The sequence below is a fragment of the Rhodococcus sp. MS13 genome, from assembly GCF_013277835.1.
GTDB classification, from domain to species: Bacteria; Actinomycetota; Actinomycetes; order Mycobacteriales; family Mycobacteriaceae; genus Rhodococcus_F; species Rhodococcus_F erythropolis.
Map to the genome: position 1 here is coordinate 238,479 of NZ_VBTL01000007.1, position 24,988 is coordinate 263,466.

A 24,988-nucleotide genomic window follows, 5' to 3' on the forward strand; every position below is an offset into this window, starting at 1 on the left:
GTCGTGTACTCACGTGAACTTGAACCACCTTGCTGCGCAGACTCCGGCCACTGCGGCCCAGACGAGAAGTACGAGAATCGAGAACCAGTCCATCGAGGTGTCGAGGGCCGCTTCGAGTGCGTGTGCCAGGGCGCCGGACGGAACAATGCGCACCAGCGTGTGAACAGCGGTCGGGAGTTCACCGCTGGCGAAGACCACACTGCCGATGCCCACCATGATGAACCACAGGACGTTGGCGAGCGCGAGAACGATTTCTGCTCGCAATGTACCGCCGAGCAGCAGGCCAAGCGCTGCAAATGTGACAGTACCGATGGCAATGACCACTGCGCCGAGTACAAGTTCGACGAACGACGGACGCCACCCCAACGCCAAACCGATAGCGCCGAGCAACAGCGACTGCAGCGCCACGACGATGATGACGGCAGCGCTCTTGCCTGCGATGATTCCCCACCGCGGTAGAGGCGTTGCACCGAGTCGTTTGAGCGCGCCGTATCGGCGATCGAATCCGACGGCGATGGCCTGTCCGGTGAACGCCGTCGACATCACGGCAACCATCATGACACCAGGGAGCACGGTATCGACCCGAGAATCGCCCAAATCGCCGATCGGAAGTAGACACAGTCCGATGAGCAGGGTGATCGGGATGAACATGGTGAGCAGCAATTGCTCACCGTTGCGGAGCAGAAGTGTTAGCTCCAGTTTGGTCTGCGCCACCAGCATCTTGGCCGCCGAATTGGGGCGGGGATCCGGCGAGAAGGTGCCTGGCTCGAAGCGGTTCTCGGCGAGCCGTCGGTCTCTGGCAACGCTGATGGGACTGCTCTGGCCGTTCGACGCTGTTTCGTTCATGACCTTGATCTCCGTCATCCCCTCAGTTCCCGGCCCGTCAATTCGAGGAAGACGTCTTCCAGACTCCGTTGATCGACGCGAATGTCGTTGATCAGCACGTCCTGATCGGCACACCACGTCGCAACTGTTGCCACGGTTGCCGGATCGATTGCACCTTCGACGACGTAGGTGCCTGGGTTGGATTCCTCGATGCGGAACCCGGCGAGTGAACCGGCCAGCGAATCGAGGCTCAAACCGGGAACCGTCGTCAGACGGAGTTGTCCTTCGGCGCCCTTGCTGGTGACCTCGGCCGGCGTTCCCGATGCGACGATCTTGCCGTGGTCGATGATGACCAGTTCGTCGGCGAGTGCTTCGGCCTCGTCCATGAGGTGTGTGGTGAGCAGGACGCTCACGCCGTCGCGTCGCAGAGCGTCGATGAGTTCCCACACGAGCAGGCGCGCCTGAGCGTCGAGCCCAGCGGTGGGTTCGTCCAGAAATACCAATTCGGGGCGGCCGACCAGCGCGCACGCCAGGGACAGTCGTTGCTGCTGGCCTCCGGAGAGACGGCGGTACGGGGTCTTGCGCGCATCGGTGAGGCCGAGTTTGGAAAGGAGCCAGGCGGGATCGAGCGGGTCGGCCGAGTATGCGGCCACGAGGTCGAGCATTTCCCCGGCCTTGGACCCGGGGTACGCGCCGCCGCCCTGCAACATGACGCCGATTCGTGAGCGGACTTCACCGGAGTCGGCGATGGGGTCGAGACCGAGCACTCGAACCGTGCCGGCATCGGGGGTGACAAACCCTTCGCACATCTCGACGGTGGTTGTCTTACCGGCTCCGTTGGGGCCGAGCAGGGCAACGACCTGGGCCGTCTCGACAGTGAGATCGATACCGTCGACGGCTCGAACACCGTCGAAGGACTTGACGACACCCTGGATCTGTACCGCCGGCGTCGACGATCTGGAGGCTCTCGAGGTCACGGGGAATCAGCGTAAGCCCCCGCCGAGTTGTCTTCGTCTACCGGTCCGCCTTTCGTGATCTCCGCTACTGGCTTGTCGCTACGCCAGGGGAGTGAATTGCGGGTGAAGACGATGAGCGTTCCGGCGGTGAGGATGGTCGCGATGACGGCCTGCACGATCATGAACGGAAGGTATTCGGCGCCGTTGGACATCAACATGACGCTGACGATCGAGGTGAAGACGACGGCAGGGATGCGGAAAATCGGTGCGGTTGCCCACGCGGCCAGCGGAAGGATCGCCCACAGCAGATACCACGGCTGAACGACGGGGAACAGGAGAACGATCGCTCCGAGCGCGATGCCGAGTCCACCGACCGGGTGTATGCGGCCCATGTACACCGAGATCATCATCCGTGCGGTGACGAGCATGGCGACGAGAGTCGCGATGGGACGCGTGATCGTGAGGATCGCCGTCGTGTGATCGCCGAGTCCAAGCAGTACACCGGCCAATCCCGTGCCGACGCCCAAGAGCGTCGGGATGGACATCCAACTCCGGACTGCGGTGGCGGTGTCGAGGGTGTTGATCCAACCCATACCGAGCCCACTGGCCACGCTGATGACAAACGTGACGACAGCGGCAACGACGCCCAGGAGAATCGCGGCTCCCGCCAGGGCTTTCCAGGTTCCACCCCAACGCCGAGCCAAGGCCATGCCGACAAATCCCAGCGCAAGCAAGGACGGAATCTTGACGGTCGACGACAACGCGATCAAACCTGATCCCGCAACGAGATAGAACAGCGCTTGCCCACGGATGGGCCCGGACCCTTCGACTGCGCGGAGGGCGATCTCGATTCCGGCGAGCATCAACCCGAGCATGAGCGCTTCGTTGTGGATGCCGGCCACCAAGTGGAAGAGCAACAGAGGGTTCGCGGCACCGAGCCAGAGCGAACTGACAGCAGAGACACCGCATCGCTTGGCCAGTCGAGGTATCGCCCACACGATGAGCGCGACGCCGGCCAATGCGAGCAAGCGGTGCAAGAAGATTCCGGCCACGATGTTGTCGCCGGTCAGTGAGCTGATCCCGCGTCCCAGCCACAGGAAGAACGGACCGTACGGAGCCGGGGTGTCGCGCCAGATCGTCGGAACCGTGCGGGTGAGAACGTGGTCGACGCCCAGTGCCGCCTTGGGGCCGATGGCGTACGGATCGAGTCCACGGGCCGCGATTTCGCTTTGTGCCAGATACGAGTAGACATCGCGGCTGAACATCGGCGGTGCGACCGAGAGCGGCAGGATCCACAGCAGGAGTGTGCGGTCCAACTGGGAACGGGTCATGCGCCGCGGTGCGCCGGAACGGCTGCGTATGTCCCCGACTGCAAATCGGCCCATCATCAGCCAGGCGAGAACGACGAGCACGGTTCCGGTCATCGTCATGGTGAGTGAGACCGTCGGCATACGTCCGGGAAGGCTGAGGACTCGAAGTCCTGCGGTCGGATTCTGCAGGACGGGTTGTGCGCCGGCGCCGAGCGCTCCGACTGCCATCAAGACCGCGCCGGTCGCGCCGAATCGGCGGATCCCTCGCAGTTGTGCGGTTTCCTTCGCGTTCAGGCCCGGGCGCTCGTCCTCGTCGCCGTGCAGCACCGCGGCCATGCTCTGCCGGGGAGCGGATCCGAAAGGTCGAACGCCGATTGTGGAAAGCGCGAGTGCCTTGGGTTTTTCCAGCAGGATCGCGCGCGCCGATCGCGCGGTCGTCGTCTTCTCGGGGGTCTGCGGCACATCAGGCAGCGTAGCGGCTCCATCCAGCCGGACAGACAAGCACAAACAACGTACGTTGTCTGGATATTCCCGAATGTAATGCAGGTTGCCCTTAGTGGACCTGCGAAAAGAATTCCGTCACACTTGTGTTGTGAAAAGAAATGCGTCAGACCCACGAAGCAAGGAAGTTGCAGGTCAGCCCACTGTAGCGGCCTCGCCGAGTGCTGCCGCAAATCCGGTTACGGTGAGCGTCGAAGGTCAGACGCGGGCGGCAGTGGTCAAGCTGCTACTCGAAGAAGGCCCCATTACCGCCTCCGAAATCGGCACACGCCTCGGTTTGAGTGCCGCAGGTGTCCGACGTCACTTGGATGCGTTGATCGAGTCGGGCGAAGCCCGTACCGCTTCGGCGTCGTCGCTGCGTCAGCGCGGACGAGGTCGTCCCGCCAAGCAGTTCCAGATCACCGCGACCGGTCGCGGCCGCCTCGGCCACACTTACGACGATCTGGCGGGAGCCGCGATGCGGCAACTCCGTGAAATCGGCGGAGACGCGGCAATCGAGGAGTTCGCCAAGCGTCGGGTCCAGGCGATCGTCGGAGACGTCGAACCGGCTGATCCGACAGATGTCGACAACGTCGAGGCGACAGCGGACGCAATCGCCGAAGCCTTCAACGCGGTGGGGTTCGCAGCGTCGACCCGGCCGGTCGGCAACGGCGTGCAGATCTGCCAACACCATTGCCCGGTTTCCCATGTGGCAGAAGAGTTTCCGGAACTGTGCGAGGCAGAGCAGCAAGCATTCCGGCAATTGCTCGGGACTCATGTCCAGCGTCTGGCGACCATCGCCAACGGTGACTGCGCCTGCACGACGCACGTGCCCCTCGTGTCCACCGGGAGTAGATGACCGGACCACAGTGTTCTACCGAGCGTTGCCACCGTGCAGCGTTCGAATAGAGATTTTTCAGCTAGTTCTTCAAAGTCAGAACTGCTCGACCACAGCGACCAGCCCTCGCTGAACCCGAGCAGCCGTCAAGAAACAAGACTCCGGAAGGAGCTCGCATGACCGTCACATCAGACCAGGCGACTACCACTGCGGCAGCAGGCACCGAGCCGCTCACGCAGGAAGAGACCATCGCGTCCCTCGGTCATTACGGCTACGGCTGGTCCGATTCCGACGAAGCCGGAGCCAGCGCGCAGCGCGGGTTGTCCGAGGCTGTCGTGCGGGACATCTCCGCCAAGAAGAGCGAGCCCGAGTGGATGCTCGACATCCGCCTCAAGGCGCTGCGCACCTTCGACAAGAAGCCGATGCCGAACTGGGGCAGCGACCTCGAAGGTATTCACTTCGACAACATCAAGTACTTCGTCCGGTCCAGCGAGAAGCAGGCCGAGTCGTGGGAAGACCTGCCCGAGGACATCAAGAACACGTACGACAAGCTCGGCATCCCCGAGGCGGAGAAGCAGCGCCTCGTTGCCGGCGTCGCAGCTCAGTACGAGTCCGAGGTCGTCTACCACTCGATCCGTGAGGACCTCGAGGAGCAGGGCGTCATCTTCCTCGACACGGACACCGGTCTCAAGCAGCACCCGGAGCTGTTCAAGGAGTACTTCGGATCGGTCATCCCGGCCGGCGACAACAAGTTCTCCGCGCTGAACACCGCCGTGTGGTCCGGTGGCTCGTTCATCTACGTTCCGCCGGGAGTCCACGTGGACATCCCGTTGCAGGCGTACTTCCGCATCAACACCGAGAACATGGGTCAGTTCGAGCGCACCCTGATCATCGTCGACGAAGATGCCTCCGTGCACTACGTCGAGGGTTGCACCGCGCCGATCTACAAGTCCGATTCACTGCACTCGGCCGTCGTCGAGATCATCGTGAAGAAGGGCGGCCACTGCCGCTACACGACCATCCAGAACTGGTCCAACAACGTCTACAACCTGGTGACCAAGCGCACCAAGGTCGAGGCAGGCGGATCCATGGAGTGGGTCGACGGCAACATCGGCTCCAAGGTCACCATGAAGTACCCGGCCGTGTGGCTGATGGGCGAGTACGCCCGCGGTGAGGTTCTCTCCGTTGCGTTCTCCGGCGAGGGCCAGCACCAGGACACCGGCGCCAAGATGCTCCACCTCGCGCCGCACACGTCCTCGACCATCATCAGCAAGTCTGTCGCCCGTGGTGGTGGACGTGCGTCGTACCGCGGTCTGGTGCAGGTCAACAAGGGTGCCCACGGCTCCAAGTCGACCGTCAAGTGTGACGCTCTGCTGGTCGACCAGATCAGCCGAAGCGACACCTACCCGTACGTCGACATCCGCGAGGACGACGTCACCATGGGTCACGAGGCCACCGTCTCCAAGGTCAGTGACGATCAGCTCTTCTACCTGATGAGCCGCGGACTGACCGAGGACGAGGCGATGGCCACCATCGTGCGTGGATTCGTCGAGCCCATCGCGAAGGAACTCCCGATGGAGTACGCGCTCGAGCTCAACCGCCTTATCGAACTTCAGATGGAAGGGGCTGTGGGTTAGTGACCACGCCAGAGACCGGAGTCATCGGAGCTGTTGCCGGGGAGAACCCGACCGCTCCTGTAAAGGGTGCAGCCACAGGCTCACCTATCACGAACAAGGGCGAGCAGTTCTCCTCGTTCGACGTCAATGCATTCGAGGTTCCCGGCGGACGTGACGAGATCTGGCGGTTCACCCCGCTGCGTCGTCTCCGGGGACTGCATGACGGCAGCGCCGTCGCCAACGGACAGGTCACCGTCGAGGTCGACGGGGGAAGCGACATCACCGTCGAGACCGTCGGCCGTGACGACGCGCGTCTGGGCAAAGCCGGCGTTCCCGCTGATCGCATTGCAGCGCAGGCGTATTCGAGCTTCGAGACTGCAACGGTCATCTCGGTGGGCGCCGAGGTCGAGGTCGAGAAGCCAGTCGTGGTCACCATGACCGGCCCCGGAGTCGACAACGTCGCCTACGGACACACCCAGATTCACCTGGCACAGTTCGCCAAGGCGACGTTCGTGATCGACCAGCGCGGCAGCGGAACCTTCGCGGAGAACATCGAATTCGTTCTCGGTGACAGTTCGCAGCTGACCGTGGTGGCCATCCAGGACTGGGCGGACGACGCAGTTCACGTGACGTCACACCACGCTCGCCTGAATCGCGACGCAGTGCTTCGATACACCTCGATCAGCCTGGGCGGCGACCTGGTTCGCCTGTCCGCCACCGTCAAGTACGACGGACCGGGCGGCGACGCCGAACTGCTCGGCCTGTACTTCGCCGACGCCGGCCAGCATCTGGAACAGCGTCTGCTGGTCGATCATTCGCAGCCCAACTGCAAGTCCAACGTGGTCTACAAGGGTGCGCTTCAGGGCGATCCCGGATCCGGCAAGCCCGACGCGCACACCGTGTGGATCGGCGATGTTCTCATCCGCGCCGCAGCGGAGGGCACCGACACGTTCGAGCTCAACCGCAACCTGGTGCTGACCGACGGCGCCCGCGCCGACTCGGTTCCGAACCTCGAAATCGAGACCGGTGAGATCGTCGGTGCCGGCCACGCAAGTGCAACGGGACGTTTCGACGACGAGCAGCTGTTCTACCTGCGTGCTCGTGGTATCCCGGAGGATCAGGCTCGTCGTCTGGTCGTACGTGGGTTCTTCCACGAAATCATCAACAAGATCGCTGTTCCCGAGGTGCGCGATCGCCTCGAAGCCGCAGTCGAAGCCGAACTCGCAGCCGTCGGCTCCTGACCGCCCCGCCTGCGACACCACCCCGTCGCTACGCTCGCCCGCCTCATCTTGAAGGAATTTCATGTCTACCAGTGACAACACCACCACCTCGGTCCTCGAGGTTCGTGACCTGCACGTCGAGGTCGCCAACTCCGATGCCAACGCCGAGCCCATCCAGATCCTCAAGGGCGTCGACCTGACGGTCCGCTCCGGCGAGACCCACGCGATCATGGGCCCCAACGGCTCCGGCAAGTCGACTCTGTCGTACGCCATCGCCGGTCACCCCAAGTACCAGGTCACGTCCGGCTCCATCACCCTCAACGGTGAAGACGTCCTAGCAATGAGCGTCGACGAGCGTGCACGTGCCGGGCTCTTCCTGGCGATGCAGTACCCCGTCGAGGTTCCCGGCGTTTCCATGTCCAACTTCCTGCGCACCGCCGCTACGGCCGTGCGAGGCGAGGCTCCCAAGCTGCGCCACTGGGTCAAGGAAGTCAAGGAAGCCCTCAGCGAGCTCGAGATCGATCCCTCGTTCATCGAGCGCTCGGTCAACGAAGGCTTCTCCGGTGGCGAGAAGAAGCGCCACGAGATCCTGCAGTTGGGCATGCTCAAGCCGAAGATCGCGATCCTCGACGAGACCGACTCCGGCCTCGACGTCGACGCTCTGCGCACCGTCTCCGAAGGCGTCAACCGCTACAAGGAGCGCGAGAACGGCGGCGTTCTGCTGATCACGCACTACACGCGCATTCTGCGCTACATCAACCCCGACTTCGTTCACGTGTTCGTCGGTGGCCGCATCGTCGAGTCCGGTGGACCGGAGCTGGCCGACGAGCTCGAGACCAACGGCTACGTTCGTTTCACCGCGGACACCGCAGCTACCCAGGGAGCGTAATCACGATGACCACCTCGGTGCGCGAGCTCGACGTCACAGCGGTTCGGGCCGACTTCCCGATCCTGGCGCGAACCGTGCGCGACGGAAAACCTTTGGTGTACTTGGATTCCGGCGCTACCTCGCAGCGTCCGGTCCAGGTTCTCGATGCCGAACGGGACTTCCTGACCACGTGTAACGCGGCAGTACACCGGGGTGCTCATCAGCTCGCAGAAGAGGCGACGGACGCGTACGAGAATGCTCGCGCCACCATCGCTTCTTTCGTGGGCGCGGATTCGGACGAGTTGGTGTTCACCAAGAACGCCACCGAGGCTCTCAATCTGGTGACCTACGTTCTCGGTGACGATCGCTTCGACCGCCATGTCGGTCCTGGCGACGAAATCGTCATCACCGAACTCGAACACCACGCCAACCTCGTTCCCTGGCAGGAACTTGCGCGCCGAACCGGTGCGACGCTCAAGTGGTACGGCGTCACCGACGACGGCCGGATCGATCTCGATTCGCTGGAGCTGACAGACGCGGTGAAGGTCGTTTCGTTCACCCACCAGTCCAACGTGACCGGCGCGATCGCGCCCGTCGAGGAATTGGTGCGACGAGCACGCGCCGTCGGTGCACTCGTCGTGCTCGACGCGTGCCAGTCGGTGCCTCACATGGCCGTCGACTTCCACGAACTGGGAGTGGACTACGCGGCGTTCTCGGGCCACAAGATGCTCGGCCCTTCGGGGGTCGGAGTTCTCTACGGCCGTCGTGAACTGCTGGCAGCGATGCCTCCGTTCATCACCGGCGGGTCGATGATCGAGACGGTCACCATGGAGGTCAGCACCTACGCGCCGCCGCCTCAGCGTTTCGAAGCCGGCGTACCGATGACCTCACAGGTGGTCGGACTGGGCGCTGCCGTGGATTACCTGAACACCTTCGGGATGGACGCCGTCGCCGCGCACGAGCACGTGTTGGTGGAGGCTGCTCTCGAAAAGTTGTCGGCGATCGAAGGTCTGCGCATCATCGGACCGCAGACGTCCGAGAACCGCGGCGGAGCGATTTCCTTTGTCGTGGACGGTATTCACGCCCACGACCTCGGACAGATCCTCGACGACGAGGGCGTCGCGATCCGCGTCGGACACCATTGCGCGTGGCCGCTGCATCGTAAGTTCGGTGTCGCTGCGACGGCCCGTGCGTCATTTGCGCTCTACAACACCACCGCGGAAATCGATGTTCTCGTTGCAGCGATCAAGCGTGCGCAGGAATTTTTCGGTGTCGCAGGGGAGTTGAACTGAATCATGCGCATGGAGCAGATGTATCAGGAAGTGATCCTCGATCACTACAAACATCCGCACGGCCGCGGACTCCGTGAGCCGTTCGGCGCCGAGGTGCACCACGTCAACCCGACGTGTGGCGACGAGGTGACGTTGCGCGTCCAGATCTCCGAGGACGGAACGGTCTCCGACGTCTCGTACGACGGTCAGGGTTGTTCGATCAGCCAGGCGTCGACGTCGGTGCTGAACGACCTCGTCATCGGGATGCAGGTCACCGACGCATTGAAGACGGTGACGGCGTTCAACGAGATGGTGAGCAGTCGGGGCACCGTCGAGGGGGACGAGGACGTTCTCGGCGACGGCATCGCGTTCGTCGGTGTCTCGAAGTACCCGGCACGCGTGAAGTGCGCCTTGCTCGGATGGATGGCATTCAAGGATGCTGTAGTCCAGATTGTCGACGGCAGTGCTGCGACGACGGCGGACAGCAGCAGTGAATTGGTCGACACTACTGAAGGACAGGGATCATGACCGAGACACAACCAGTGCAGGACGCCGAGGTCGGCGCTCCGGTGAATCCGAATCCCGATTCCACTGCGGAATTCGGTGGCGCACAGGGCAGTGGCACTGTCCCGTCGCCTGAGCGACTCGACGAACTCGAAGAAGCGATGCGCGACGTCGTCGACCCCGAACTGGGAATCAACGTCGTCGATCTCGGCTTGGTCTACGGACTCTTCGAAGACGACGGTGTCGTCACGATCGACATGACTTTGACGTCGGCGGCGTGCCCGTTGACCGACGTGATCGAGGACCAGGCGCGCGGCGCACTTGTGCGTAGCGATCTGTGTACCGACATGAAGATCAACTGGGTGTGGTTGCCGCCGTGGGGACCGGACAAGATCACCGAAGACGGACGCGAGCAACTGCGCGCACTCGGCTTCACGGTCTGACAAGCAGCCTCGCTGCACGATCAACTGAATACATTTCACCGGAGCGTCGGTGCCCGTTCGTCGGGTACCGGCGCTTCGGTTTGTTATATAGGGCCGTTTTAGCCATGATATTCAGGACAATAGTCCCAAATGGTTGTTTGATGAATATTTGCTGGAAGCTGACTGATCGGTAACATCGCAGCTGATTGTCACGATGTGATCTCCGGCGGGCGATTTGCCAGTTTCCACCCGAGCTTTCCAATGTATTCGTCTCATTTCGAAGTGCCCCGATCAGTTCGAAGCGTCCAGCGGACGCATATACCTGTTTGCATCATGATCAAGTTGTAAGAGGGAGATTCGTGTGGATGGCAGTCCCGACCGAGGAATCGTTTCCGCAGCTCGTCCGGACGACGAACTCACCTTCCCTCTTTCTGCCGCGCAACTTTCCCTGCTTGTCGCACAACAGCTTCGACCCGAGATTCCCGTCAGCATCGCTCAGTACGTCGACGTGGACGGCCCGCTCGACATCGAGCTGCTGACCGCTGCCAGTAAACAGACCGGCCGTGAGATCGGCTCCGGATACCTGCGCCTGGTCGAGGTGGACGGGGTTGCGCGTCAGTGGCTCGATCTCGACATGGACGACTCCCTCGACGTGGTCGACCTGCGCGCCGAATCCGATCCGGAATCGGCGGCGCGAGAATGGATGCGCAAAGAGCACACTGCTGCCATCGATCCGTTCACCGATCGCCTGGTCAGGCTGGCAGTCCTGGTGCTTCGCGACGACCATTACTACTGGTACAGCCGTATTCATCATGTGGCGCTCGACGGTTTCGGCGCGATGTCGATGATGAACCGCACAGCCGAGATCTACACCGCCGCGGTGCGGGATCTGCCAGTTCCCCCAGCGGTAACTGCCCCCCTCCAATCGTTGGTGAAGGCAGAGGCCGATTATCTGGGCTCTTCCCGGTGGGAACGCGATCGCGACTACTGGAACACCAAGATGGCCGACAAGCCGGGCGGAACCTCGCTCGCGTCCTCGACTGCTCCGTCGCAGGCGTGGTCACGCCTACGGTCGGCGACGGTACCTACGGAACTGCGAAGCTCCCTCGAACGGCTTGCCGTCGCTCACGACGTGACTACGTCGTCAGTGGTGATCGGTGCACTGGCGGCTTACCTCGCCCGGGCCACCGGGACCCGCGACGTGGTCCTCAGCCTGCCGGTCTCGGGGCGGACGACAAAAGCTGCTCGCAGGTCCGGCGGAATGATGTCGAACGTCGTCCCGATACGTGCGAGTGTCGATCCGCACTTCGCGGTCGGGGACTTGCTGCACGAGGTGAAGATCGAACTCACGGGCGCACTGCGTCATCAGAAGTACCGCCACGAGGACCTACGACGCGACCTCAACGCCGGTGATCACAGCATCGCCGACGGACGCGGCTTCCACGGGCCGTTGATCAACCTCATGCTGTTCCACTCGGGAATCACTCTCGGGGACGCGCACGGCGAACTGAACGTGATCTCGACCGGGCCGATCGAAGACCTCTCGGTCAACGTCTATCAGACTTCCGCAGCCGAAGAGATCCAGATCGACTTCGCCGCGAATCCAGACCTCTACACCAACGAGGACATCACGCGTCACCACCGACGTTTCCTCGAATTCCTCGAATTGTTCTGCGCTGCGGAATCGGGAACTCGATTGATGGACATCGACCCGGACGCCGCGGGGAAGTGGATCGCCGAAGTTCAACACGCCCGCAACGTCGAGTACTGGTCTTCGACATTGTCGAACCCCGCCGAGGATCTGGGTTTGCCGGTCGTCGCCGGATCCGGTCGGACGTCCACGCCCCTCGAGATCGAGGCAGACCTCTGCCGCCGCCTCGAGACGATGGCGACGACGATGAACACGAGTCTGTTCGTGCTGTTCCAGTCTGCGATGGCCGGACTGCTGCGCCGCGTCGGTTCGGCTGACGAGGTGTCGATCGGCGTCTCGGTCCGCGGGTACGGCGCCTCGAACCCGGACGATTTCGTCTCGATGTTCGCCAACCAGTTGGTGCTTCGCTCGACGGTGTCGAACACCATGACGCTCAACGACCTGGTCGGTGCGGTGGACACCGTCGCAATCGAAGCATTCGAACACGCAGACATTCTTCTGTCTTCGGTGACCGCCGCACTCGGTGACGGCCGCTGGGTGGAGACGGGCCCGTTGTTCCGGGCGATGGTCTGCTTCGAGGAGCCGCTGGATGCTCACCCGAGATTTCCGGGGCTCATGGTCGGTGCGCCTATCGGATCGGATCTGGCCACCGTGCCGGAACTGTTTGTCTCCCTGGCGATTCCGACTGGTGAGCATGCCGATTTCGATCAGCCGATCTCCGGTGTTCTGGATTGGCTCGGCACGAAGGAGCAAGCCGAGGACCTCGCCGACCGTTATCTACGAATCTTGACCGCGATGGTCGGTGCTCCGCACTCGGCGCTCGGCTCAGTGGATCTGCTCCGCCCGGACGTGCGCCAGGCGCTGGTGCCGCCCGTTCTCCCGATTACCCCGGTCCGAACGCTCTCCGACATCCTTTCCGACCGCATTCGGGCGACCCCGGAAGCGATCGCCGTTGTCGCAGGTAGCGAGCGCGTGTCGTACCGCGAACTCGATCGACGATCGAATCAGTTGGCGCGCAAGCTCGTCGAGCATGGCGTGCAATCCGAGTCGTTGGTCGGAATCATGCTGCCGAAATCCGTGGACATGATCGTTGCCGCTGTCGCGGTAGTGAAGGCCGGCGGCGGATACCTCCCACTCGATCGTGCGCACCCCGCCGAGCGTTTGGCATACGTGGTCGAGGATGCGCAACCGGTGTGCGTCATCTCCGATTCCACTTTCCCGAACTCCGCCTTCCCGAACTCTGACGTGGTGGTCGTCGGGGTCGACTCCGACGAGTACTCCGGTGAGGGTCTGGAAACCGATGAGTGCCCGCGCGGGCACGGAGTCGACAATCTGGCATACGTGATCTACACCTCGGGGTCGACGGGCCGACCCAAGGGCGTCTCGGTTACTCACGCCACCGTGGTGCGATTGTTCGAGAACACGCAGGTCGAATTCGGATTCGACGGCAACGACGTGTGGACGATGTTCCACTCGTTCGCCTTCGACTTCTCGGTGTGGGAACTGTGGGGCGCGCTGCTCCACGGTGGAACGCTGGTTCTGGTCGATCAAGAAGTCTCACGCGACCCCGATGCCTTCCGCGCGCTCGTCGCCGCAGAAGGCGTCACCGTGCTCAATCAGACGCCCTCGGCCTTCTACCAGTACATCGAAGCCGACCTGCGGGCCGATTCGGCGACCCGGCTCCGGTACGTGATCTTCGGTGGCGAAGCCTTGGATCTTCGTCGCCTCGGGCGCTGGTATGACAATCACGCGGGCTACGACGATCACACGGAATCCGGGCCCGCACTCGTCAACATGTACGGCATCACCGAGACGACGGTGCATGTCACCCATCTCGAACTCGACCGGGCGAGCGCGAGTGCGGTTACCGGCAGCCGGATCGGTGACGCGATCGACGGACTTCGTGTGTACCTGCTCGACGAGCATCTCTCCCCGGTCCCGGTGGGGATTGCGGGGGAGATCTATGTTGCCGGCGGTCAACTCGCCCGTGGCTATCTGGGCCGACCAGACCTCACCGCGGGCCGGTTCGTTGCCGATCCGTTCAATGCCGGCGGACGACGGTTGTACCGGTCCGGTGACCGCGCACGATGGATTGCGCCCGGACAACTCGAATACCTCGGACGCGGCGACGCGCAGGTCAAGATCCGCGGATTCCGGATCGAACTCGGCGAAATCGACTCCGTCATCCTCGGCGCGCCGGGAATCGACGACGCCGTGACCGTCGTGGCTCCGACGCCGGCCGGCGGCGCTCTCGTGACCTATGTGACCGCTTCGGACGCCGTGGACGCCGAAGCCCTTCGCACGCACGCCGCCGAAGCCCTCCCGACCTACATGGTTCCCGATGCCTTCATGGTCATCGATTCGATTCCGTTGACCACCAACGGAAAACTCGACCGGCGTGCGCTGCCGTCGCCGATCCTCGCCTCCACCAAGGTCTTCCGCCCCCCGACGACCACGACCGAGGGCAAGGTAGCCGCGGTTCTGGCTGACATCCTGGGTAGTGGACCGCTCGGGCTCGACGATAATTTCTTTCATTTGGGCGGAAACTCGCTGGTAGCGACGACGGCTGTGGCGCGCTTGACCGAAGCCACCGGAGTTCGTATGCCGCTGCGTGCGCTCTTCGACCATCCCACGGTGTCCGGGATCGCGGCGACGATCGAGCGTGCCGCCCAGACCCCGGACGCCGACGGTATCCAGGTCGTGGCCCGGCCGGCGGTACTGCCTCTTGCTCCCGCGCAGCAGCGACTGTGGTTCCTGAACCGCGTCGCACCGGAATCAGGTGCATACAACATTCCGTTGGCGGTGTCGTTGCGCGGCGACGTCGATCCCGACGCACTGAGCGCCGCGATCGTGGACGTCGTGACACGTCACGAATCACTACGCACCGTGTTTCCTCAAATCGGGGACAACGCAACGCAGAAGGTTCTGGGCCTGGGCGAGGGTATCGCGGGGCTCGAGTCGATCGAAGTGGAACGCGAGAATCTCGAAAGAGTGATCTTCGAATTCTCCTCGGCGGGTTTCGATCTGGTCCGCGAACGCCCGGTCCGATACCTGCTGATCACTGTCGCCGACGATGAGGACGGCGATGACAAGGACGGCGATGACGAGCAAGCAGTCCTCGTCGTAGTTCTGCACCACATGGTGGCCGACGGCTGGTCGCTCGCGCCGTTGGCTGCTGATCTCACCGGCGCTTACGCCGCCCGCGTCGGCGGCAACAGCCCGCAGTGGGCACCCCTTCCGGTGCAGTACGCCGACTACACGCTCTGGCACCGAGAACACCTCGGCGACGTGGCATCCACCGATTCGCTTGCCCACTCACAGATCGCGTTCTGGAAGCAGCAGCTGGCGGGAGCGCCCGAGCAACTCCACCTGCCGACGGACCGTCCGCGCCCACTCGACCCGACCATGCGCGGGGCCGGAGTCGACATCAGAATTGGCGCTTCCACTCATCAGAAGCTCGTTGTACTTGCCGGCGATCACGACGCCACGCCGTTCATCGCCCTGCACGCGTGCTTCGCCCTGCTTCTGGCCAAATACAGCGGGACGGACGACATCGTCATCGGAACACCGGTGGCAGGACGAGGGGACAGATCTCTCGATCTGCTCGTCGGCATGTTCGTCAACACTCTGGCCTTGCGGACCGTCGTAGATCGGGACGCGACGTTCGCCGCACACCTGTCGCAGGTCAGGGCCGTCGACGTGGATGCCTTCGACAGTGCGGACGTGCCTTTCGACGTCGTCGTGGACGCGCTCGAACTGGACCGCTCGCCTGCGCACCATCCGGTCTTTCAAGCTGCCATCACCTCTCGGATAACCACCGCTCACACAGCCGAACTGGCCGGGGTGTCGATGACGGCGCGGGCAGTCGAGACGGGGCTGACCAAGTTCGACCTCGAGCTCACCGTCACCGAACGTCACGAGTCCGGGACCGCAGCTGGAATCGATGCCACGTTCACCTATTCCACCGACCTGTTCGACAACGCGACCGTCGAAGCCTTGGCGCGAAACTTCGTGACCCTCGTGGAATCGGCAGTGTCGGAACCGACTGCACCGGTTGGTGATCTTCGTGTACTCGGATCCCGGGAGAGTGCCGCGATATTGCCGCGGCGCGGCGTGGCTTCGGTGGGCGAATCGACGCTGGCGCAGATCCTCGGGGATACCGCGAGGACGTATCCCGACGCGATCGCCCTCGAAGACTCCGATCGCTCACTCTCGTACGGGGAGCTGGAGCGTCGATCGAATCGGATCGCCCGATACCTCATGGACCTGGGCGTCGGCCCCGAGACACCGGTCGCACTGGCCGTCGCCCGATCGGTCGACTCCGTGCTCGCAGTCTGGTCGGTCACCAAAGCCGGCGGCGTTTTCGTCCCGGTCGATCCCCGTTATCCCGCAGATCGAGTTGCGCACATGCTCGAGGATTCGGGTGTGCGGATCGGAATTCGGTCCGCCGAGGTTGCGGCCGGTCCGGCAACCGGCGGGAACGTCGCAGTCTGGATCGACCTCGGCGACGCGGACACGGTTGCAGAATGTGCCGCCTACTCCGACGCTGCCATCGACGACGCTGCCATCGACGACGCTGACAGAACAGCGTCGATCACTGCGGCGTCGGCTGCGTACGTCATCTACACCTCCGGCTCGACCGGAGTGCCGAAGGGCACCGTCGTCACTCACGCAGGTTTGGCCAATCTCGCTCGCGAACAACAGGATCGGTACCGGATCACCGCCGGGTCGCGGACTCTGCATTTTGCGTCACCGAGCTTCGACGGCGCCGTACTCGAGCTACTGCTCGCCGGTTCGACCGGCGCGACGATGGTGATCGCCCCTCCCGACATCTACGGAGGGGAGGCGTTGAGCGAGTTCCTCCGAAGCCGCGAGGTCACTCATGCCTTCATCACTCCGGCTGCTCTGGCGACCGTCGATCCGGCGGGCGTGACGGCGCTGGAATGCGTAGTCGTCGGCGGCGACGTGTGCACCCCGGAATTGGTCTCGAGCTGGGGCAACGGGCGCAGACTGCACAACGGATACGGTCCGACCGAAACCACTGTCATGGTTGCCATCAGTGACCCACTCTCACCGGGCGATCCGATCACCATCGGCGGTCCCATCCGCGGAATCGACGCCGTGGTGCTCGACGCTCGGCTGCAACCGGTCCCGATCGGCGGCGTCGGCGAGCTGTACATCGGTGGGCCGGGGCTTGCACGCGGTTACCACCTTCGTCCCGCGCTGACGTCGGATCGTTTTGTCGCGCATCCGTACTCGACGTCCGGTGCGCGGATGTACCGAACCGGTGACCTGGTCCGCTGGACCAAGGACCTGACCCTTCGCTACGTGGGCCGCAGCGATCATCAGCTCAAGATCCGCGGGTTCCGCATCGAACTCGGCGAGATCGACGCTGCTCTGATGGATTCCCCTCTCGTTCACTTCGCCACGACGATTCCCGTCGAATCCGCCGCAGGCACCACTCTGGCGTCGTACGTGTTGCTCAGCGGCGACGCTGATATCGAGTCGCTCTTTGCGGCACTCGCCGACACGCTGCCGCGGTACATGATTCCGTCGTCGATCACCCCGATCGACGCGATTCCGTTGACTCCGGTCGGCAAACTCGATCGGAGAGCATTGCCGACGCCGATACCGCGCGAAGTCCTCGGTACGGGTCGTGAACCCGAGACCGGGCTCGAACGCACCGTCGCCGACGTGTTCGCTTCACTGCTCGACGTACCCGAGGTCCGGGCCGGAGACAGTTTCTTCGATCTCGGGGGCAACTCCCTCGTCGCGACGCAGGTGTCCGCGCGGTTGAGCGCAGCGACGGGACTCGCGGTGGACGTGCGCTCGATCTTCGAAGCGCCGACCGTCGAAGCGCTCGCTGCACGTCTGGCGGCGAGCGCCGAAGAATCAGACGATCGACCTGCCCTGAGCGCCGGTGCTCGCCCGGACCGACTACCGCTCTCCGCTGCGCAACAGCGGCTGTGGTTCGTCAATCGCTTCGACCCGCAGTCCGCGGTCTACAACATTCCGTTCGCGATCCGGATCACCGGAGACATCCACGGCGATGCACTCGAGGAGGCGCTTGCGGACGTCATTGCACGCCATGAGGTGCTTCGAACGATCTACGTCGACAGCGCCGACGGCCCGAGCCAGGTCATCCGAGCAATTTCCGACGTGCAGTTCTCCGTCGAGCGCTATTGCGGATCCGAAGGTATCGAATCCGCGACGACGGAGTTCGCGGCGCGTGGGTTCGATCTCGGTTCGGATCTGCCGATTCGGGCCATGCTGGTGCGCGAGGACACTTTCGCTCACGTACTGGTCGTCGTCATCCACCACATCGCCTTCGACGGCTGGTCCCTGACTCCCTTCGCGACAGATTTCGTCGCGGCGTACTCCGCACGCGTCGTCGGAGACGCCCCGGTTTTCACACCGCTCGACGTGCAGTACGCCGACTACGCGGTGTGGCAGCAAGACTCGCTCGGGCAGATCGACGACCAGAAGTCTCTGGTTGCCCGCGAGCTGACCTTCTGGACCGCTGCCATGGCTGGTGCCCCGGACGAGGTACTGCTACCGGTGGATCGCCCACGCGGATCTGTCACCACGACCGCCGTCGGATCGGTGCCGATCGTCATCGACGCGGCGACCGGGGAGCGGCTCGCCGCCTTGGCAAGGCGCAGTGGCACGACGCAATTCATGGTCGTACACGCGATCTTGACGGTTGTTCTGGCGCGTCTCGGTGCTACCGACGACGTGGTGGTCGGCACTCCGGTGGCAGGCCGCGGCCGACCCGAACTGGATTCCCTGATCGGGATGTTCGTCAATTCGGTACCGCTTCGCACACCGGTCGATCACCGAGCGTCGTTCACCTCCCTGCTCGAGGTCGTCCGTGAACGCGACCTTGCCGCCTTCGCGCACCCCGAGTTGCCATTCGAGGTGCTGGTCGACGCCCTCGATCTCGACCGGTCCACTACGCGACACCCGCTGTTTCAGGTCATGCTGTCGTACCACCAGAATGTGGTCTCGCCGCAGGTAACCGTCCACGACGCGCATCTCGAGGCGCAAGCGCTCGAACCGTCCGTCGCGAAGTTCGACCTCGAGTTCACCCTGCTGGCAGGCGATTCCGAGAAGGCGGAGATCACCGGGTCGCTCAGGTTTGCCGAGGCGCTCTTCGACATTTCCACTGCGGAAACGATCGCCGCACGTGTGCAGTCGGTGGCCCGTGCCGTCGCCGCAGACCCGGACACCGCAATCGACGACATGGAATTCCTCAGCACCCTCGAGCGGGCGTCGCTGATGCCGGTACGAGGTCCGGCGTGGACCAGTTCGCGCACCTTGGCCGAAATATTGACGCGGACCGCCACCCGTTCAGGCGATTCGGTGGCCCTTCGATCTGGTGACACCACCGTGCTCTACCGAGATCTCTTCGCCCGTGCATCGGCGCTTGCCCGCCGTTTGACCACAGAAGGTATCGGCGCCGAAGACATTGTGGCGATAGCGATTCCGCGTTCGATCGACTCGATCGTCGCGTTGTGGGGCGTTTCCTTGACCGGCGCCGCGTTCGTTCCGGTCGATCCGCGGTACCCAGCCGATCGCATTCTGCACATGCTCACCGACTCCGGAGCCACTCGCGGAGTGACAACGGAAGCGGTGATCGAATCACTGCCCCGTCCGGTTCCGTGGATGACGATGGACGACATCCACGGCGACGGTGTCTGGCAGCCGGTTCCTGCCGCGCCGATCCGAATCGACAACCTCGCCTACATCATCTACACCTCCGGATCGACGGGAAAGCCCAAGGGTGTCAGCGTCACTCACCGTGGCCTGAGCGCATTGGCCGCCGAGCAGACGGCGCGCTACGGCATCTCGGCGCAGTCGAGGACGCTGCACTTCTCCTCACCGAGCTTCGACGCATCCATCCTCGAACTGCTGCTCGCCGTCGGTGAGGGCGCGACGATGGTGATCGCATCTCCCGATGTGTACGGCGGCGAGGACCTCGCAAAACTGATCACCGATCAGCAGGTGAGCCACGCGTTCATCACGCCGGCTGCGCTGGCCTCGGTCGATCCCACCGGGCTGGACGTCTTGCAGTCGATCGTTGTCGGCGGCGAGGCCTGTTCACCCGAACTGGTCCGCAAGTGGGCACCGGGTCGCCGGTTGTTCAACGGTTACGGGCCGACGGAAACCACGGTCATGGTGTGCATCAGCGATGCCCTGACGGTGGGGGAGTCCGTGACCATCGGCGGGCCCGTCCGGGGCGTGTCCGCGGTAATTCTCGACGGCTCGGCTCAGCCGGTACCCGTCAGCGTCACCGGTGAGCTCTACATCGCCGGCCTGGGACTTGCCCGCGGCTACCTCGACCAACCCGCGTTGACGGCGACGCGATTCGTGGCAGCGCCGTTCGGCCCGGCCGGCACCCGCATGTACCGGACCGGTGACCTGGTTCGGTGGACGCCGCTCGAGACGATCGAATACGTCGGACGCTCTGATCACCAGGTGAAAGTACGCGGATTCCGCATCGAACTGGGCGAGATCGACTCCGTGCTCAGCGATTACCCCGGCGTCGAGTTCGCGGTCACCGTGGGCATCGACGCAGCTTCCGGTGAGACGATGTTGGCGTCGTACGTAGTACTCGGCGCCGATGCGGTCGAGATGGACGAACTGCTGAACCATGCGCGCCGCTCACTGCCCGCCTTCATGGTGCCGTCGGCGATCACCCCGATCGAGCACGTTCCGCTGACCCCCGTCGGGAAACTCGACCGAGCGGCACTGCCGGCGCCGACACTGCGTTCGTCCGAGCGAAGTGTCGAGCCGCTGACCACCGCGACCGAACTCCAGGTTGCCGGCGTCGTGGCAGAACTACTGGGTATCGAACAGATCAGTGCGTCGGACAGTTTCTTCGAACTCGGCGGCAACTCACTGCTCGCCACCAGACTGGCCCAGCGACTGGGCGAATCGTTGGGCAGGCAGGTACCTGTCCGAATGCTGTTCGAGCACCCCGAAATTCGGGAACTTGCCACCGTGCTCGACACATCCGCCGGGGCGAAGGCGCTACCACCGATCACCGCCGTCGACCGCCCCGAGCAAGTTCCGCTGTCCTACGCGCAGGCCCGCATCTGGTTCCTCAACCAGATGGATCCCGGCTCACCCGCGTACAACGTCCCCGCCGCGATCTCCCTCGACGGTGCACTCGACGTCCCAGCCCTCGAAGCTGCGGTCCTCGACGTGATCGAAAGGCACGAAATCCTGCGCACGGTGTTCCCCGACTCCGACACCGGCCCACACCAGGTGATCCAGGATGCATTCACCTCGCTGGAGTACGCAAATGCGGACACCCGTGAACCGGCAGAGCTCGCCAGAGAATTCGCGTCGCGTGGATTCGACATCACGACCCAATCTCCCGTTCGCGCGCTCCTGCTCGAGTCGACGCCGCAGCACCACACACTTGTCATCGTGATCCACCACATCGCGGCGGACGGATGGTCGATCGCGCCGTTGATGAAGGACGTGCTCACCGCCTACGTCGCGAGAAGTTCGGGACGCGCTCCCGAGTTCACCCCGCTCGAGGTGCACTACGCGGACTTCGCCATCTGGCAGCGGGAAGCGCTGGGCTCTGTGAACGAATCCGAGAGCGTGCTCGGGGCACAGGCGTCGTACTGGCTGGAGACGTTGCGGGGAGCACCTGAGCTGATCGACCTTCCGAGCGATCGAGCGCGCCCGCTCACCCAGTCGTTGAGCGGCGGCCACACCGCGGTCTCGCTTCCGGCGCACACCCGGATCGCGGTCGAGGCGGTCGCCGGCTCGAATGCGGCGACGCCGTTCATGGTGTTGCACGCTGCCTATGCCGTGCTGCTGTCCAGGCTGAGTCGAAGCACGGACATCGTGATCGGATCTCCGGTCGCCGGGCGAGGACACCGAGTTCTCGACGACCTCGTGGGAATGTTCGTGGGCACGGTCGGACTGCGCACGACGGTCGATCCCGGGTCGACGTTCGTCGACGTTCTGCGTACTGTCCGCTCCGTCGATCTCGACGCCTTCGCCCACGCGGACATTCCGTTCGAGCAGGTCGTGGACGTTGTGGCGCCGACCCGGACCACCGACCGTCATCCGGTGTTCCAGACGATGATCTCGTTCCACGGCGCCCACCCGACGACGTGGGACCTGCCTGGACTTGCCGTTCGTGCCCACGAGATCACACCGGACATCGCCAAGTACGACCTGCAGTTCACCGTTGTCGAACAGACCGCGGAGGAAGGCGGCGGCTACGAGGCCTCCCTCACATACGCGAAGGACCTCTTCGACACCGATACGGCGGAGTCGTTTGCGGTGATGCTGGAAACGATCATCGAGACACTGACTGCCCAGCCCTCCGCCGTCGTCGGTGACGTGGATCTTGCGGGACGTGGCCTGCGTGCGTTGCCCGGACGTCCGGCCGGCGATGCTTTGACCTTGCCGGAGTTGCTGCTTCGCGGCGCGGCCGATCCGCATGCTCCGGCAATCGTCGACGTCGCGGCTTCCGCCACGCTCACGTACGGCGAACTCGACCGACGCTCCGACGCAATGGCGTTTGCGTTGATCGCTCGCGGGATTGCGCCGGAAATGATTGTGGCACTCGCGCTTCCGAGGTCGGCCGACTATGTGATCGCGCTCTGGGCCGTAGCGAAAGCCGGCGGAGTGTTTCTTCCCGTGGACCCGGCGTACCCCGCCGAGCGGATCGAGCACATGCTCACCGACAGTGGGGCGGTACTCGGTATCACCAGGGGCGAGTATGTGGCCGGCCTTCCGGGCGCCACGTCGTGGATCGAGCTCGACGCGGTCGAATTCACCACCGAAATCGAGGCAGCCCATTCCGAGACACTGCCGGACGCGCCACTCGAGTTCGACAACCCGGCCTACCTGATCTACACCTCGGGCTCGACCGGAAAACCCAAGGGCGTATTGGTCACTCACGCGGGATTGGCCGCGTTTTCCGACGAACAGCGGGAACGTTTCGGCGTCACCGCGCACTCTCGCGCTCTGAGCTTCGCCTCGACGAGCTTCGACGCGTCGGTCCTCGAGCTCCTTCTGGCATTCGGCGCCGGCGCAACGATGGTGATTGCGCCTCCGACGGTTCTCGGCGGTGTCGAATTGCACGAACTGCTCGACGAGCAGATGATCACCCATGCATTCGTGACGCCGGCCGCCCTGGCGACTGTCGATCCCGCCGGTCTCGACCATCTCGAGGCCGTCGTTGTCGGTGGCGACGCCTGCACCGCCGACCTCGTATCTCGGTGGGCGCCGAGGCGCCGAATGTTCAACGCGTACGGCCCGACCGAGGCCACCGTCGCAGTCACCATCAGCGATTCACTCGTCGCGGGGGAGACCGTGACGATCGGCGGTCCGATCCGAGGCGTGGATGCGATGGTTCTCGATTCCCGACTGCACTCGGTCCCCGGACGGGTCGTCGGTGAGCTCTACGTGTGCGGCGACGGTCTCGCCCGCGGGTACCTCGGCAACCCCGCGCTCACGGCAGCGCGGTTCGTCGCCGACCCGCACGGACCCGAAGGCTCTCGGATGTACCGCACCGGGGATCTTGTGCGTGAAGATCGCGCACGGTCGCTTGTCTATCTCGGACGCGCGGACCACCAGGTCAAGGTTCGAGGGTTTCGGATCGAACTCGGTGAAATCGACGCGGTGCTGGCGTCGGAGGCGTCCGTGCATTCGGCTGTGAGCGTGGTCGTCGGCGACGGCGTCGACGCTCGGATAGTCGCGTACGTCGTCCCGGCACACGGGGACGTCGACGTCACCGCACTACGACGCCACGCAGGCACATCCCTACCTGCGCACATGATCCCGTCCGCTTTTGTCACGATCGATGCAGTCCCGACCACACCGGCGGGCAAGCTGGATCGCGCAGCTCTGCCTGCGCCCCTCTGGGAGGCGCCGAGTGGACGCAGTCCGGAAGGCAGCGACGAGATTGCGATCTGCGCTGCTTTCGCGGAGGTCCTCGATCTCGCCGACGCAGACACGTACGCCGATTCGAGCTTCTTCGAACTCGGCGGAAACTCGCTCATGGCAACGCGTTTGGTCGCTGCCATCAAGGAACGCACCAGCATGACCGTCCCCGTCGCGTGGATATTCTCCGACCCGACGCCGGAGGCATTGGCGCGCAGACTCTTCGAACTCGAGGCAACAGTTGTGACAAGTGACGCGGATACCTCCGCACTTGCAGTAGTCCTGCCACTACGCCCGGAAGGCCGCGCCGAGCCACTGTTCTGCATCCATCCGGCCATCGGATTGGCCTGGTGCTACGGGGCACTCGATCGGTACGTCGATTCCAGCCGGCCGCTCTACGGCCTGCAGTCGCCGATTCTGACGGACCCCGAATTCCGGGCGGAGCTGATCGAGGATTTCGCAGCGCGGTACGTCGAGGAAATTCGCGGAGTTCAGCCGCACGGTCCGTATCACCTGCTGGGGTGGTCGATCGGGGGATTGATCGCTCACGCGGCGGCGGTGCAGTTGCAAGCAGCGGGTGAGAGCGTCGCCGACCTGATTCTGCTCGACAGCTTCGTTCTCGAAGACCCGACGATGGCGGGCGCGCAGCCTTCTCTCGCCGAACTGATCGGCGGGTTGGGGATCTCGGTCCCGGACGCCGACGAGCGTGAGATGACACCCGAGGACGCCGAAGCGCTCTTGCATGAAGCCATCGGCGATCACCCTTTGGTCTCGAGCGATCGGATCGAGCGACTGTTCGAGGAATACTCCGCAGGCGCGCAGCTTGCCCACCGGTACCGCCCGGGCAAGTTCGTGGGCGATCTGCTGTTCTTCTCGGCACAGACCGACACCTTCGACCCGCTGCGAACGGCGTCGGCGTGGCGACCGTTCGTGTCCGGGGTGATCATCGACCGTCCGGTGCCCACGTCACACGCCGAAATGTTCACCGAGGCAGGTCTGGAGGCGATCGGGCCCGTGATCAACCTGGCGGTCGGAACGGGTCGTCACGCGGCCCCGGACGTCGACGCCGAGTTGGACGCTCTGATCGAGATCCAAGACGTGCGCGGCTGAC

11 protein-coding genes are annotated in these 24,988 nt (G+C 63.9%); 8 read left to right on the top strand and 3 right to left on the bottom strand.

What is annotated here, in order from left to right; all coding sequences use genetic code 11:
- Positions 1–9: 9 nt before the first annotated feature.
- From FEZ59_RS15370 to mptB, 3 genes are read right to left on the bottom strand one after another with little or no spacing between them, the layout of a single operon-like run.
- Entirely contained in the window at positions 10–864 is an 855-nt protein-coding gene (locus FEZ59_RS15370) for an ABC transporter permease (protein ID WP_172932849.1), read from the bottom strand.
- Positions 861–1,802 (bottom strand): ABC transporter ATP-binding protein, encoded by a 942-nt coding sequence (locus FEZ59_RS15375; protein WP_007727917.1) that lies wholly within the window; start codon positions 1,800–1,802, stop codon positions 861–863. Before FEZ59_RS15375 ends, FEZ59_RS15370 begins: the two co-directional genes overlap by 4 nt.
- Positions 1,799–3,553 (bottom strand): polyprenol phosphomannose-dependent alpha 1,6 mannosyltransferase MptB, encoded by a 1,755-nt coding sequence (gene mptB / locus FEZ59_RS15380; RefSeq protein WP_082148452.1) that lies wholly within the window; start codon positions 3,551–3,553, stop codon positions 1,799–1,801. Before mptB ends, FEZ59_RS15375 begins: the two co-directional genes overlap by 4 nt.
- Positions 3,554–3,683: 130 nt before the next feature.
- Here mptB and FEZ59_RS15385 point away from each other — a divergent pair, with 130 nt between their 5' ends.
- From FEZ59_RS15385 to FEZ59_RS15420, 8 genes are all read left to right on the top strand, one after another.
- A complete protein-coding gene (locus tag FEZ59_RS15385) occupies positions 3,684–4,430 on the top strand; it encodes a metalloregulator ArsR/SmtB family transcription factor (protein ID WP_269455348.1) in 747 nt (248 codons plus the stop codon).
- A 155-nt stretch (positions 4,431–4,585) separates the two neighbouring features.
- Entirely contained in the window at positions 4,586–6,046 is a 1,461-nt protein-coding gene (sufB, locus tag FEZ59_RS15390; protein ID WP_003944799.1) for a Fe-S cluster assembly protein SufB, read from the top strand.
- Positions 6,046–7,266, top strand: a complete 1,221-nt coding sequence (gene sufD / locus FEZ59_RS15395) for a Fe-S cluster assembly protein SufD (RefSeq protein WP_020907733.1) — start codon at positions 6,046–6,048, stop codon at positions 7,264–7,266. Before sufB ends, sufD begins: the two co-directional genes overlap by 1 nt.
- A gap of 61 nt (positions 7,267–7,327) precedes the next feature.
- Complete coding sequence (sufC, locus tag FEZ59_RS15400; RefSeq protein ID WP_003944795.1) at positions 7,328–8,134, top strand: Fe-S cluster assembly ATPase SufC; 807 nt, start codon at positions 7,328–7,330, stop codon at positions 8,132–8,134.
- Positions 8,135–8,139: 5 nt separating this feature from the next.
- Positions 8,140–9,405, top strand: coding sequence for a cysteine desulfurase (locus FEZ59_RS15405; protein ID WP_003944865.1), 1,266 nt, complete (start codon positions 8,140–8,142; stop codon positions 9,403–9,405).
- Positions 9,406–9,408: 3 nt separating this feature from the next.
- The gene (gene sufU / locus FEZ59_RS15410) at positions 9,409–9,912 is read left to right on the top strand and encodes a Fe-S cluster assembly sulfur transfer protein SufU (protein WP_134999241.1); all 504 of its coding nucleotides are present in this window, start codon (positions 9,409–9,411) and stop codon (positions 9,910–9,912) included.
- Positions 9,909–10,331 carry a metal-sulfur cluster assembly factor gene (locus FEZ59_RS15415; RefSeq protein WP_003944963.1) on the top strand — a complete coding sequence of 141 codons (423 nt, stop codon included), beginning with the start codon at positions 9,909–9,911 and terminating at the stop codon, positions 10,329–10,331. Before sufU ends, FEZ59_RS15415 begins: the two co-directional genes overlap by 4 nt.
- Before the next feature lie 340 nt (positions 10,332–10,671).
- Positions 10,672–24,987: a non-ribosomal peptide synthetase gene (locus tag FEZ59_RS15420; RefSeq protein WP_172932850.1), complete on the top strand. Its 14,316-nt coding sequence runs from the start codon at positions 10,672–10,674 to the stop codon at positions 24,985–24,987.
- The last annotated feature ends 1 nt before the right edge of the window (position 24,988 follow it).

Excerpts from the sequence above, each read along its gene's own strand:
- FEZ59_RS15370 (WP_172932849.1), bottom strand. The coding sequence starts at position 864 with ATGACGGAGATCAAGGTCATGAACGAAACAGCGTCGAACGGCCAGAGC.
- sufB (WP_003944799.1), top strand. The coding sequence starts at position 4,586 with ATGACCGTCACATCAGACCAGGCGACTACCACTGCGGCAGCAGGCACC.
- sufC (WP_003944795.1), top strand. The coding sequence starts at position 7,328 with ATGTCTACCAGTGACAACACCACCACCTCGGTCCTCGAGGTTCGTGAC.
- FEZ59_RS15405 (WP_003944865.1), top strand. The coding sequence starts at position 8,140 with ATGACCACCTCGGTGCGCGAGCTCGACGTCACAGCGGTTCGGGCCGAC.
- sufU (WP_134999241.1), top strand. The coding sequence starts at position 9,409 with ATGCGCATGGAGCAGATGTATCAGGAAGTGATCCTCGATCACTACAAA.
- FEZ59_RS15415 (WP_003944963.1), top strand. The coding sequence starts at position 9,909 with ATGACCGAGACACAACCAGTGCAGGACGCCGAGGTCGGCGCTCCGGTG.